Source organism: Amphibacillus xylanus NBRC 15112, from assembly GCF_000307165.1.
GTDB lineage: Bacteria > Bacillota > Bacilli > Bacillales > Amphibacillaceae > Amphibacillus > Amphibacillus xylanus.
On sequence record NC_018704.1, the window covers coordinates 776,611 to 790,377 of the forward strand.

The 13,767-nt window shown below is 31.9% G+C and carries 19 protein-coding genes; all 19 read left to right on the plus strand.

Going from position 1 to position 13,767, the window contains the following annotated elements; genetic code table 11:
* Positions 1–538: 538 nt before the first annotated feature.
* Complete coding sequence (locus tag AXY_RS03885) at positions 539–1,291, plus strand: hypothetical protein (RefSeq protein WP_155835462.1); 753 nt, start codon at positions 539–541, stop codon at positions 1,289–1,291.
* Complete coding sequence (locus AXY_RS03890; RefSeq protein WP_015009479.1) at positions 1,288–1,890, plus strand: ABC transporter ATP-binding protein; 603 nt, start codon at positions 1,288–1,290, stop codon at positions 1,888–1,890. The genes AXY_RS03885 and AXY_RS03890 overlap by 4 nt, the downstream gene beginning before the upstream one ends.
* Positions 1,880–2,350, plus strand: a complete 471-nt coding sequence (locus tag AXY_RS03895) for a hypothetical protein (RefSeq protein WP_015009480.1) — start codon at positions 1,880–1,882, stop codon at positions 2,348–2,350. Before AXY_RS03890 ends, AXY_RS03895 begins: the two co-directional genes overlap by 11 nt.
* Positions 2,351–2,365: 15 nt before the next feature.
* Positions 2,366–2,932 carry a rhomboid family intramembrane serine protease gene (locus AXY_RS03900; RefSeq protein WP_015009481.1) on the plus strand — a complete coding sequence of 189 codons (567 nt, stop codon included), beginning with the start codon at positions 2,366–2,368 and terminating at the stop codon, positions 2,930–2,932.
* A gap of 510 nt (positions 2,933–3,442) precedes the next feature.
* Entirely contained in the window at positions 3,443–3,634 is a 192-nt protein-coding gene (locus tag AXY_RS03905) for a hypothetical protein (RefSeq protein WP_015009482.1), read from the plus strand.
* A 413-nt stretch (positions 3,635–4,047) separates the two neighbouring features.
* Positions 4,048–4,497, plus strand: a complete 450-nt coding sequence (locus AXY_RS03915) for a hypothetical protein (protein WP_015009483.1) — start codon at positions 4,048–4,050, stop codon at positions 4,495–4,497.
* Between the two features lie 298 nt (positions 4,498–4,795).
* The gene (locus tag AXY_RS03920) at positions 4,796–5,113 is read left to right on the plus strand and encodes a hypothetical protein (protein ID WP_015009484.1); all 318 of its coding nucleotides are present in this window, start codon (positions 4,796–4,798) and stop codon (positions 5,111–5,113) included.
* A 566-nt stretch (positions 5,114–5,679) separates the two neighbouring features.
* Positions 5,680–6,138: a hypothetical protein gene (locus AXY_RS03930; RefSeq protein WP_015009486.1), complete on the plus strand. Its 459-nt coding sequence runs from the start codon at positions 5,680–5,682 to the stop codon at positions 6,136–6,138.
* A gap of 339 nt (positions 6,139–6,477) precedes the next feature.
* Positions 6,478–7,977, plus strand: a complete 1,500-nt coding sequence (locus tag AXY_RS03935; RefSeq protein WP_015009488.1) for a hypothetical protein — start codon at positions 6,478–6,480, stop codon at positions 7,975–7,977.
* On the plus strand, positions 7,978–8,640 hold the full coding sequence (locus AXY_RS03940) for an ATP-binding cassette domain-containing protein (RefSeq protein WP_015009489.1): 663 nt from the start codon (positions 7,978–7,980) through the stop codon (positions 8,638–8,640).
* A gap of 233 nt (positions 8,641–8,873) precedes the next feature.
* Positions 8,874–9,323, plus strand: coding sequence for a hypothetical protein (locus tag AXY_RS03945; RefSeq protein ID WP_015009490.1), 450 nt, complete (start codon positions 8,874–8,876; stop codon positions 9,321–9,323).
* 433 nt (positions 9,324–9,756) lie between these two features.
* Complete coding sequence (locus AXY_RS03955) at positions 9,757–9,996, plus strand: hypothetical protein (RefSeq protein WP_172635000.1); 240 nt, start codon at positions 9,757–9,759, stop codon at positions 9,994–9,996.
* Between the two features lie 168 nt (positions 9,997–10,164).
* Positions 10,165–10,452 (plus strand): hypothetical protein, encoded by a 288-nt coding sequence (locus AXY_RS03960; RefSeq protein WP_015009492.1) that lies wholly within the window; start codon positions 10,165–10,167, stop codon positions 10,450–10,452.
* A 310-nt stretch (positions 10,453–10,762) separates the two neighbouring features.
* Positions 10,763–11,119, plus strand: coding sequence for a hypothetical protein (locus AXY_RS03965; RefSeq protein ID WP_015009493.1), 357 nt, complete (start codon positions 10,763–10,765; stop codon positions 11,117–11,119).
* Between the two features lie 275 nt (positions 11,120–11,394).
* The gene (locus AXY_RS03970; RefSeq protein ID WP_015009495.1) at positions 11,395–11,979 is read left to right on the plus strand and encodes a hypothetical protein; all 585 of its coding nucleotides are present in this window, start codon (positions 11,395–11,397) and stop codon (positions 11,977–11,979) included.
* A gap of 429 nt (positions 11,980–12,408) precedes the next feature.
* Complete coding sequence (locus tag AXY_RS03975) at positions 12,409–12,639, plus strand: P-loop NTPase family protein (RefSeq protein ID WP_015009496.1); 231 nt, start codon at positions 12,409–12,411, stop codon at positions 12,637–12,639.
* A 48-nt stretch (positions 12,640–12,687) separates the two neighbouring features.
* Positions 12,688–12,975 (plus strand): hypothetical protein, encoded by a 288-nt coding sequence (locus tag AXY_RS03980; RefSeq protein WP_015009497.1) that lies wholly within the window; start codon positions 12,688–12,690, stop codon positions 12,973–12,975.
* A gap of 21 nt (positions 12,976–12,996) precedes the next feature.
* Positions 12,997–13,497: a hypothetical protein gene (locus tag AXY_RS03985; protein ID WP_015009498.1), complete on the plus strand. Its 501-nt coding sequence runs from the start codon at positions 12,997–12,999 to the stop codon at positions 13,495–13,497.
* Between the two features lie 35 nt (positions 13,498–13,532).
* The gene (locus AXY_RS03990; protein WP_015009499.1) at positions 13,533–13,715 is read left to right on the plus strand and encodes a hypothetical protein; all 183 of its coding nucleotides are present in this window, start codon (positions 13,533–13,535) and stop codon (positions 13,713–13,715) included.
* Positions 13,716–13,767: the final 52 nt, after the last annotated feature.

Below are 13,767 nucleotides of genomic sequence, written 5' to 3' on the forward strand. Positions count from 1 at the left end.
AGTATTATAGTGTTATTTTCATTATAACGGTTGTTTCTACATTAATAACTAGTGGTGTGCTAACGTATATAAATAGTAACCATTCTACTTTTGATAGTCCATTTTTAAAATGGATGATCATGCTTTTCATTTTACTAGTATTGCAAGTAATTTTATTGATTTATATTTACTTCAAATATATTAAAAATGAAGTTGATTAGTGGTTTTGTAAAAACAAGTTAATTATCAAGTAATTAGTCTTTTATATTGACGAATGTGGGGTAAAGTGGGAGGTACTTTTGAGAAACTTGTAATATGTTGATACTTAACATATTCATAGCGGGTATCAATAAGTACTTCCTTCTTAATGTAGGGATTTTGTCTTAAATTAAGTGTAAGTTTTTACTGGCAATGATTACAGAAATCATTAGTACAATAGTTAATAATTAACTAAATAATTTTTAGTGGCATCCTTTTGATAAAGGCGTATTAAAGAGGGGATCACATTTATAGTTATTTCTTTATATCTCTACATAATTGTATTTGATATTATTAATTTTTGTCAGAAAGTAATGGAAACAAATTAAACAATTGGTTTAGTAGTTGGTATTTACACTTATGTAGTATTATGGTTGAGTACTTGAGTTTGCTTTTAATTTTCAGTGTAAATTATATTGTCGGAGGTGTACTTTTGTTCAACTTTCACAAACTCCTAATGCTTTCAAACAAAAACAAATACGCATCCTTAATCATAAATCTAATCGTTTCCACTTTTATTACAGTTTCAGCTATTCAATCATTCATTGCTGAGGACACTGGTTTACCAACATTGTTTATTATTGGTGTTTTACAAGTTTTATTTTTAATCCAATATCTTTTTATCCGCCTATTGTATCGCGAAGAGTTACTTGTTTTGAATCAAGACTCGCTCCATTTGTTTATTATAGGAAAGCGTGCAAAGAGAAAGGTGTTTTTGAATAAAATCGGGCAGATAGTGCTGATCTATTTGCTTCAATCCATCTTATCACTTATTTTTAGCTTAATTCTCAGTGTGACTTTCGTAGATTTTAAATTAATAAGTATCGCCATATTTACTGGCTTTGTTCTTGTATTGCTTGTTTATTTAATTGATTTGGATCAGGTAAATGAGATGATAAAAAGTGTGCCAGAAACTTTTTTACAAACGAGTTTATTGGCTATAGCTATTGGACTATTTTATTTTCCGAAAATCGAAATATTGCTTGCCAGTTGTATTCTAATTATTGTTGTTATTGCAGTAAAACTACATAAAGTTTGGAGAGAGCTCACATGATTAAAGTTAGCAACTTAACTTTTCAATATTCTGGTGATGACAGATTGATATTTGATCAGGCCTCACTCACATTGGAAGCAGGATTATGGCTACTTGAAGGTGAGAATGGTTCTGGTAAAACAACATTATTAAAATTACTCGCTTCAAATGCTGAGGACAGAAAAAAGTTGGGTTCAATTGCTGATGAGAGTGTAATAGACGTTAGTGAAGAAGTTGTTTTGTTAGATAATCAGTTAGCTATACCAGGGCACCTTGATGAAGCAAGTTTTGTTAATTATTTATTATCAATTAATGATGTCACACTAAAACAACCATATCAACCAAAATATGAAAAGAAGCCACTATATGAGTATTCGACCGGCGAACAAAAAATGGTGATCTTTCAGCTTCTATCCTATTTAAAGCCTGACGTACTTTTACTGGATGAATATATTTCTAATTTAGATGAAGAACACATACCAGAAGCAATTGCTTATCTTGAAAGTATGGCTAATAAAGGCTGTCTAATTCTCTGTTCAAGCAATGAATTAGATATTAGAGGACGATTCAGCCACAAGATAAAAATAGTTGACCGGAAACTAGAGAAAAATGTCGAGTAAAGTTGTTTCACGGTATTCGAAGCAAGAAACTTTATTTAATATTGGGTTAAGTTTAGCCCTAATCTTTTTCTCTTTTAATCGTCAATCGATTTACTTTGTAGGTGCAATCGCAATCATCTATTTGAACATCATCATTTTTGTGAATTCGATTTGGATTCAAGAAAATATTGAAAAGACAATCATCATGACATTAAATTTACGCAACAAAATCATTAAACCGAAAATTTTTCTGTGGGGATTTTTGATGTACTGTCCGACTTTTTTCACCTTTAGTGTGGTTTTCTCTATGCAGTCATTATTTCTTATTAATATTGTGATATTAGTTGCCTATCAATTAACGGATTTTGTACTACTCTATCTAAATAAAAAAAGTATGGTTTATTTTCTTACGTTTACAATTGCATTTATCTTAAATGTCGTCAGTTTTTTAAGTTATTTAGCAAATGTTTTTGGCAAATAGAGAGAAGGTTGTCTAGTGAAAAGGAGAATCGATTGGTCGATCATCTTTGTGATTATCATGGTACTCGCTTTTGTTGTTTCCAAAACAGATTGGTTCGATTATGATCTACAGTCAATCGCTGGTTTTATTGGCGGACAAGAAATCAGTGTTAGCAGTCTGTGGAAGTCAATCACGACACAGTGGTTACACGACAGTGTTTATCATTTATTAGTCAATGTGATCGTCCTACTGTATTTAAGTCATGAATTGCAAAAATATAATTCTACTAGGAAAATTTTTCTGATCTACATAAGTGGAATGATTTTTGTTGCTCTGGTACTGTTTGTATTTGCAAAGGAAGAGATCTTGTACTTAGGAAGTAGTGGTGCAATTGCAGCTCTTTTAGGTTCACAGATGATTCATTTGTATTTAAGTGATGACAAACGACATAAAGCAAATGCGATCGAAGTTAGCTTGCTTTTTTTAGGCTTAACGATTGTGATTCCCCATATTTCTATACTCATGCATTTAGCTGGATTTATCGTAGGGCTTGTTTTTGAGTTAATATGTTCACGAAAAAGATCAGTTACATTTGAACAATGAAATATAAAGCCTAGTTATCTAGAAATATATTAACAACGTCTTTATAAAAATAATCTAGATGGATTTTTAGTGTGATCTTTATATTTGCTTTTATGTATGATGGATTTCACACAAATCCCTTTTAAGAAACCCTTAGATATTCCAGTTGCAATTATACAAATGTGGATAGTGTTTTTATTACTAATTTGTGGAATGGAAGAAAAATCATTTGATAAAAAAACTGTGTAGACGTCAATCGACATCTCATCCAGATTGTCTGTGAAGAATAAGGTAACTCATTATAACGGGACAGGTGAATTAAATGATCCACATTATTGACTGGATCATTTCTCAATCCAAAACCGCGCCAATTTTTGATGGTTCCCCGCCATCTTTGGCGTTTGAATATGATGTATTTTGACATACAATCAATTTAAACAAACGTTATGAAAAAATGCATGAGGTTTGTTCTAATTTAGCTTTTTTAGAGTGATTGGCTTAAATAAAAGGTAATTTATCGGAGTGATAAAGATGAAGAAAGAAACATTTAGTAGACTTTCAAATCTATTTATTTTGTCAGAAATAATTATGATGGTTGTCATTATTTTTCCTTTCAATGAGCTGGTTCAATTTATTGCCTTGTCATTAAGCTTTGTAATCGTCATCAGCTATTTAATTTGTGCTTCTATCTATTTCTTTAAAAAGGATGAGATGCAATCATGAAAAAACAACACCTTAAGTTTTTTATCAGATATTCCATATTCTTATTCGTCTGTAATTATGGCTCACAGACCCTGGTGGAAGAAGGGTTATTAACGAAAAACCTTACCTATATTCTAATATTATTTCCAATCTATTTAGTAGGGAGCTTGTTGATTGTAAAGAAGTCTTATTTTAATCAGAATGACACGGATCAAGGAAAAGAGGGATAAACGGTGCTTAAAAGAGTCTATTTTAAAATGATGCTTGTAATTGGAATGATTGTATTTTGTTTCAGTTATTTTCGCCACATGTTGAAAAAAGGATACTAAATGAGCAGACGAGTTTTGTTGTTATCTAGTTCCTAAATTAATTAATGTTAAAGTCGACTACTTTGTAGGGAGAAGTGCAGATTGATTCATGGTGGATACATAGTTATGTTAGCGACATTTAGTTATGTAGTGTTTTGGCTTGCTGTTGTCGTGCAGATAGTTAATGGCTGGATCTTAGTCACTGTTGGAGACCAATTTATTTATTTGAAAGGATTAAGAAAATTAGATGTATCCGAAAGCTTATTGCAAGAGGTTAAGCATACTTCGCTAGTTGCGCTAGTATCATATCTATTTCTCTGGTCTGTATATATTTGGAGTTATATTTATAATACGCCATTTTTAGATGCCAGTGATCGTACGATTTTTTTACAATCTAACTCAACGCTGCTGATCTTATTTTTTATCCTAACGGCATTTGAGTATAGAAATAGTAAAGAGATAATTGACATCAATTTGTTTAAGCCAAAAGAATTTAAGCAAAAGCTACTTCGTTATAATTTAATCAGCCTTTCTCTAACCCTAGGCGCCTACATCATTATTAGCATAATTCAATGAGCGAATGGCTCACTTTGTTCGAATATATGTCACTCATTTGAACATTAATTATCGTAGTCAGATTTTTCAGAAAAAGTTATTGATTTAGAATGGAAAAAGTCGTAATTTAAACCTAAGTAGGTAACTTTTGTGTTTGTAAATATTAACAATTTAATCGAATTAATTCATACAATTAATTCAAAGGTAAGGTGCCTCATGATTAAAATGATCTATAAGGAAAGACAATTAACTAATCTAGTACTTTCTTGAATATTTATCCTTGCTATATCCTGTGACGTAAATAGTGGAGGGGATGCATATGGTGAATAAGGTTTTTGCAAAAACAAATCGGCTGGTATACATGTTTATCATATTAATAATCATATCTGATCAAACAGGGAAAAGACTGATTAACCACAGTGACACAAGCATTGCCGTCATAATAAGTTATATTGTTGTAATCGTGATTAACTTGTCAATTGCATTTTTAACTTGGTATATCTTTATCCCAGGAATTCACAAACAAGCGAAGAAAGGTACATTGAATCTAAATCGATTTAATAAAGTTTTTATCTATACTTCGGCCTTATCTATCGTTGCAGTTGTGAATTATTTTATCGTGTTGATGGTTTATTGATGATTAACAAATGTTAATAATGATGGTATGGAGGGAAAACATTGTTAAAAAGATATTTACTTTCAAACTACAAAATGTTGCTCAGTTCGTGCATTAAATTTCTGATTCTATTATTTATCGTTGCATTTATCTTTAGTAGATTTTCGAGTGATTCAGTTGGTTCAATCGCATTAATAATTGGAACTACTGCACTTATTATTTTAATCACGACAGAAATTACTGACTACATAAAATCCAAACGTCAAAGTGAATAAGTGTTTTTAGCATGATGCGGTAGTGAATGCATTTAATCGTATAACTTTTACTTCATTCTTTGCTCTTTATCTGCAATATTGCTCATTCATATTTAAATAAGAACTTAACAGGAGGGCATTAAATATGGAGAAAAACAACCAAAGTATTATATCAAACATAAAGAACAGACCATTGGGATTGATAGTTCTTGGAATTCTAACTGTTTTCTTGTTTCTGTTATCCGTGTCTGTTATTCTTTTTGCTTTGTTAGTGAATTGAGAAACAGGAAAGCCTTTTTCTTTTAGATCAATCTTTAACGAGGTGGAATCGAGATGAAATTAACGATCAGTGATGACTATCAGTATGAGATTCATGACGGTGTGCTAACTATTTTTACAGATGCTTTTTCCAGTTGGTCGAAAGGGTTGCTCTCTCTTGTGTTGGATACCGATCTGCGACCACCATTATTGATTGAAGTTTTTGATGTTGATGAAAATGATGATTTAAAAGTTAAGATCGATAAAAACTTGTCAGTTCAGATCAGTAGTCATCTTAACTACACGGTGGCAAAACGATCGGCTGAAATTAAAAACTGGCAACTGGCTTATCGATTGCTGATTCTATTTGCGATTGTTGTCTGCGTGCTCTTAACTCTTGTATCTGTGAGTGCAATTCAAGTTAGTGGCTATTATTCATTGCTGATATTATTACCTGTCTATTTGATTTTGTCAGGTGTTATTTATCAGTATTTGAGATATAACCGATTGTTAAATTTGATTAAAACCGTTTGAGTGAAAAATTGAGATGAACAAACTTTAATATGACACATCTTCTAAAACCAAGATCAAAATTAATTTTGATCAGCAAAAGAGCTCAACTACATTGAATAATAAAAAGGTGGCTTTCAGCTCAAATGAAAAAACTTAATTTAACTCTAGCTATCATTGGTTTCATTTTAAGCATCTTATCTATGTATATCTTACCCATACTTATGAATGATCTGTATAGCGGCATAGTTGGCTTTGTCGGGTTAGCGATGATTATGCTTTCACTCTATTTAATGAACAAGGAAAAACGATAAGTATAGATTATATTAAAAACTCACAAAATATCGATCGGAGTAACTGCAGATGATATCAAGAATCCTAGCACTTGAACTTGGTAATGACAAAGGTTTGCATTCTTTTAAGAATTTAAAGAAATTATTTTACATGTATATTGTACCTAATTTTTCAGCAATTATTTCGGCTGTTACTTTTGGTTTGCAAAGATTTTATGATCCAAAGAGGATGATTCTAGCTGTTTTAGGTATCAATCTTCTTGTCGTTGTCGGCGTCCAATTTTATGCTCAACGAAATGTGTTAAGCAAATTAGATACTGAGGCGTTATTAAAGTTTATTCCGGAGAAAACAGCGCAATTTATCAAAACTAGATTACTTTTCTTTGTGATCAAGTTTCAGCTTCCGATTTTTATATTCACGATTACTTTTCTTAGCTTCTTTATTGAAAGAGTTTATTTTGTATTACTTTTGTTTATTTTAATTCTACTCCTTATTAATCTGCAGATTTCGGGGGCGATTTGGCTTCGATATTGGATGAATACATGGGGGCGGTTAACGCTACAAACCTGGCAAGTTATTTTGTTTGTTGGGTTTATCAGCTTTATAGCTTGGTTTTCATTTTCAGCGGCAGAACCAGTATTGGAAGCGTTAGAAAATAGTCTAATGAACAGAGAGGCTTATTCATTATATCAGATCGATCCATCACATATTTCAATCATCATATCGATTGTTGCCGTTATTTCAGTTGCTTCAAGTTTATTTATTAATCGGATCAATTTCAAAATCTTAATGCGTAATCGTGATTTAAGTTTTGAATTAAAGACGAGAAATTTAGAGCGGATTCTTGTAAGAATTTACGGGTATGGCTTATCAAAAATTCAAAAAATATTATTTGAAAAAGATATTAAACATTTGATCAGACATAGTAAGGTAACGTTGGTCATGCACGGCTTGATGCATCTAACTTATATCGGAATGATGACTTTTTTCTTCCTTGACTTTTCTGAGATAAATCTTGAAATCTTTATGAGTCGGTTTTATTTTGTCTTTTTCCTTATCTTTATCATTTTTAATGGATTCATACTTATGCCAAACAAAGAATATACAGGCTTTAAAAGTGACTTTGATGTGGCTAAAAGCTATCACATTGACATTTCAAAATCACAATTAGTTCATGTTAAAACGAGATTACTGCAAGCTATTGTTTTTCCTAAATTAACGATTATTTATGCTGGTTTTGTCATTACCCTTTTAATCTTGGGTGAATACACTGTATCTTTGGTTTATTTTATTAATTATTGGCAACTCTTAATTTTCGTCAAAGCATGGAGTCTTTGGATTGTGAAAAGTGCAAACCAGATGAACCATCCAAGTGAGTTGATCTCATACATCAATTTTGGTCTTATTTTAGCTTTCTTTGTTCTGCTTGGTCAGGCACTTAGTCATCCGCTTGAGAGCTTGTTTATCTTCCAAGGTCTAGTCTTACTGATGTTAATTGTGCTCTACTGTTTCCATTTATTTATCAACAAAGATTTTAAAAAATTTAAATCGAACGAAGGGGTTGAGTAGATGCTTGAAGTAAATGAATTGTCCTTTGCTTATGATAATGAAAAAATTGTTCTTGATGAAGTGTCATTCAGGCTAGAAGCGGGTGTGATCTACTGTTTGTTAGGTGTGAATGGCGCTGGCAAAACAACGTTGTTTAATTGCTTAAGTGGCTTTTTGAAAAGTAATCTGACAATAGATCAGGAGTTGATTAAAGATAAATTGCTCTATATTCAGGATCAAATGCATTTTTACTTAAATCTAACTGGACTTGAATTTACTGAACTGATTTTTTCTTTGAAAGAAAAGCATTTTGATAGTGAACAGTTTGATCAGCTGCTTGATAGATTAAAGATGAGAGACTACAAAGAAGAGCGGATCGTGACTTATTCATTAGGAACAAAGCAGAAGCTCGTTTTGATTATCGGTCTATTATTGGATTATCAATACATCTTAATGGATGAACCGTTTGCTGCGATTGATTTTATTACTGCAGAAGTGATTACGGATGTGTTAAAAAGTGTGAAAGAAGCTGGTAAAACAATCGTCGTTTCCACGCACCAACTAGATATCGCTCAGGAACTCGCCGATGAAATTTTATTTTTAAACAACGGCCAAATTCATCAGATTGACAACCAATTTAGTACACCACATGAATTGAAAAATTACATTCGGGAGTATATTTAGGTAAGTAAATGTCATAATTACTCTTTTTAAAAATTCAAAGATCTACAGATTTAAAATGATGCTTGTAATTGGAATGATTGTATTTTGTTTCAGTTATTTTCGCCACATGTTGAAAAAAGGATACTAAATGAGCAGACGAGTTTTGTTGTTATCTAGTTTCTAAATTAATTAATGTGAAAGTCGACTACTTTACACGGAGGAAGTGCAGATTGATTCATGGAGGATACATAGTTATGTTAGCGACATTTAGTTATGTGACGTTTTGGATTGCTGTTGTCGTGCAGATAGTTAATGGCTGGATCTTAGTCACTGTTGGAGACCAATTTATTTATTTGAAAGGATTAAGAAAATTAGATGTATCTGAAAGCTTATTGCAAGAGATTAAGCATACTTCTCTAGTTGCGCTAGTATCATATCTATTTCTCTGGTCTGTATATATTTGGAGTTATATTTATAATACACCATTTTTAGATGCCAGTGATCGGACGATTTTTTTACAATCTAACTCAACGATGCTGATCTTATTTTTTATCCTAACGGCATTTGAGTATAGAAATAGTAAAGAGACAATTGACAGCAATTTGTTTAAGCCAAAAGAATTTAAGCAAAAGCTACTTCGTTATAATTTAATCAGCCTTTCTCTAACTCTAGGCGCCTACATCATTATTAGCATAATTCAATGAGCGACTGGCTCACTTTGTTCGAATATATGTTACTCATTTGAACATTAATTATCGTAGTCAGATTTTTCAGAAAAAGTTATTGATTTAGAATGGAAAAAGTCGTAATTTAAACCTAAGTAGGTAACTTTTGTGTTTGTAAATATTAACAATTTAATCAAGCTAATACATATAGCTAAATTAAAAATGAGGTGGATCATGAGTAAAAAGAGCAATAAACACAAGTTGGTTTTGTATTGCATGAATGCTTGCGTTTGTCTGGTTTATTTAGTAGGGATTTTTATTTTCCATCTGAAAGTTGATGGGTTCAACAGCATGGGTTATACATTTAGCATGATCGCAATTGTGGTTCTTAGCTTCATCATCTTAATTAGGACTCCAGATGAAGAAAATGATGAGAATTAAAATATTAAAATGATCTATAAGGAAAGACGAGGTGATACAAGTGATCATTCGAGTGCTCACTTGGCTACTAGTCGCAGTTATTCTAGATTTTTTAGATAAACAATTTTTACAAGGCAAGGGCAAGGGGATCTGGATTCTATTGTTAAGCATTACACAGGGAGCAATGTTATTCATACCTGAACAGATAAATCAACTAATTGAAGATGTATTAATTATTATTATGGCTTTTTCTACTACGTCATTACTAGCTAAAAAGGAAAGTACACAATGAAATTAGAAAATTATTTGGTTCAACAGCAGTAAGGGTAGTAGGTATTGTATTAAATAGTGTTCTTGCATTAGTAGGGAGTTCATTAGGTCAGTTGGTAGCTAGAGGAATTGATCGTTTTGACTCTAGACCTAATAATGGGTATTTATTCGGGTAGGGGGTATCTTGCATATGAATCAACCATTGGATAAAGACGAGGCTTTAAAAACAATTCAAAGAGTTTATAAACCAGGTATATTTAATCCTATATTTCTCAGTTTAGTTTGTGTCGCACCATACCTATGGTTGTTTATTGATATTGCTGATAAGCGGCATGATCGTTTGAATATGCTAGCACTATTAAGTGGTATAAGCATTAGTGTTATAACTTGGACTTGGACACATTTTGTTCTTAAGATGAAAGAGTTCAAGAAAGAAACTAAGGATTATCTAAGAGATCCTGAGAAATATGAGTGGTGAGTATAGTGTAAAGGATGAGATGAAATAAAATTAAGTGTGGCACCAGCTATAATCATTTGACTTAAGGTGTCACACCTTTTTCATATGAATTATTAATTACCCAAGAACTGGATCCTTGATTCTTAATGTAAGGAGTATAGTCAAAAGATAGAATCATAGTAGGTTTGACATGGAGCATCTCCATATAAAATCTTCTATACTAAGTTAATTCCCATAATCAATAGAGAAGAAGCAGGTTAGAAAATGAATAGACTAGCTTTTTAGTTTGGTAATTAGAGGTGCCTTTGTGTTTAAATTCCACAAAATCCTTATGCTATCTAACAAAAATAAATATGTAGCTTTAATCACCATTTTAATCGTTTCTGCTTTTATTACCGTTTCAGTTACTCAATCATTCATTGCTGAGTACACTGGTTTACCGACATTGTTTATTATTGGTGTTTTGCAAGTTTTATTTTTAATTCAATATCTTTTCATCCGTTTAATGTATCGTGAAGAGTTACTTCTTTTGAATCAGGACTCGCTCCATTTGTTTGTCATAGGAAAGGTCTCAGGTGGGATTGCTAGAGTGGTTAGTTTAATTGGAGGGTTTTGGGCTGGCTTCTTAGCAGGGCTCGGTTCTGCATTAGCAATAGGTTACTTAGGAAATAAACGGGTATTTTATTGATATGAGTAGAGGAGGTGAATTAATTGAATTCCCTATTATTAATAATCGTATTAATTATTTCGATCTATCAACTTATAAATAAATTTATAAATAAAGAAAAGTATAGTATATTCTCTTTCATGGTTGCAACAAGCTGTGTAATAATAAGCAACTTGCCAAATACAAATATAGAGATTGTTATCTCAATAATTTCTGGTATTTTCTATATTTTTTATATGCTTGACTTTTTTGTCATTACACCATTGTTATCAAGAATAAGGAACTCAAAAGTTTAGATGATCAACTTACAAGTTGCGGTTGCTATTAGGAATCGGTATTGTATGAATACATTAAAACGTCTAACATTACAAATCTTGCAAGTTGTTGTATTTATTAGCTTTGTTAGTTATGTTAGTTATCTTGTATTTTTCGGTACTGAGCCGTTGCTAGAAACGCTCGGGGCTTTACTATCAAATGCGGAGTTTCCATCATATCAAATGAATACTGCACTTATCTTTCCGGTAGTCCTTAATGTTGTTGTGCTTTCAGTCGTTTTAAGCTTAACAAGTCATCGTTTAGATCTTAATATTTTACTACGCAACCGTGATTTGAACTTTGAGATAAATACTAATCAATTAGAGAGAATGTACATGAAAATATATGGCTTTGGTTTGTCACACCTTCAGAAAATTCTTTTTGAAAAAGATATTAAGCAGATTATGAGCCGTAGCATGGTGATGTTGGTACTGCTGACACTTACTCAATTGATTTATTTTGGTATAATGATCTTTTTCTTTCTGACTATTCCTGAAATACACGATCCTGAGGCTTCAATTTTTATGAGCAAATTTTATTTTGTTTATTTTTTGGTATTTGAATGAATTTCATAATGACTTAATTGGCTATAAAACACGAACAATTGGGTTACAGGTGACGCGGTGATTTCCACTCTAGGCGGACGCTTTCCGCGGGATCGGCCTCAGCTAATTGATAAAAGCTTTCCAAGCTTTTATCACTGGATCTTCGGACACGATTGTTCCCGCTGGAGTCGCCGCCTTCCGTTCTAATCACTTGATTAGGTTTCTTTATTTATGTATGATATTGTATTTTCATTTGTAATTGTTCGTGTTCTTAACTAGATTTTTGTATTATGAAATTGACTCATTTATTATTCTACATGGCATCTTGATCATGCCAAATGAAGAATATACAGGCTTAAAAAACGATCTTGATGTTGTGAAAACTCACTTATTATAAGCATTTGTGTTTCCAAAGATTACGATTATTTATGCTGTTTTTATCGTTACCTTATGGATCAACCATTTGCAACGATTGATTTTATAACAGCAGAGGTAATTATTGATGTACTAAAAGAGGTGAAGATAGCTGGTAAGACAGTTGTTGTTTCTACACATCAATTAAATATAGCCCAGGAACTTGCGGATGAAATTTTGTTTTTAAACAACGGCCAAATTCATCAGATTGACAACCAATTTAGCACGCCGAATGAATTGAAAAACTATATTCGGGCGTATATTTAACTAGTAGAAAGTTAGTTAATAAATTTTGTAAAGGGGGACGATGATTCAATGAAAGAAGCAATTATTTTAGCTTTGGTCGTATTTGTTTTTTATACTGTTGTTCTTGTGTATATGAATATTGCTAACAAAAAGAAAGCGAAAGAAGGCAAAGAAGCAAGAAAAGTTCAATTTAATGCGGAACTTTTTGGGATAGCTTTTATTCCAACCAACCTCATTATACTTGTCATCGCAGATGAGTTTTATAAGTTTATCATCCTCTATGCTTATTTTCTAAGTATCATTTATATTGCCCATAAACTACATATAAAACATTTAAATAAAGAACGGAATCATTAATTAAAAGTTAGGATGATATAAGTGGAAAATATTAAACTTGAATTTGCGATTAACTATTACCATGTTGAAGTCGTCGATCAAAGCATTGTTATCTCCAATCAATTTTATGATAAAAATCCATTTATTTTTTTGTTCTACTTGTTAATTGAATTTTTCGATGGCCCAAGCAAAGATTTTCTCTTGATCCCGAGGAAATTTCATGTTAGTAAACAAGCGACGTATATTAGACTATCAAAAAATCTTGAATTAGAAACAGATGGCTCATATGAAATTATTTTCAGAGAACAAGATTTGAAGAGGTGGATATTTGGCATCGCTTTTCCTATCTTTTTCATTCTATTAATTTTTATATATTTACTTTATCATGTAATTGGCTTTTTGATTATTTCGGGCCTGTCAGCCGCATCAATTATCTTATTCGTGGGGATGTTGTTCATGGTTAGTGTATTGTCTTATGTGAATTTGATCTTGTTCAAGCAATATCAAGAATATAAGACTTGGTATGAGGAGCGTTTGAGGTAAATTATTAAAGGATTATAAGAAAGGATGACAAGACTATGCATCGAACGATTGAAGATGCTCAGGCGTTGCTAACTAAAATCATCGTCATTATGTTTGCGATCACTACTCTTTTCGTCATCGTATTAGGTCTGTCTTCAGGTTGGAGCATCTCTACCATTTTGTTGACTCTAAGTCCAATGTATCTTTCTGGGGCAGTCTACTTTATCATGAAAGACTAAATCAACAGTATCCTTGGTTTAGCCATAATAATAGATTTTACATTAAAAATCA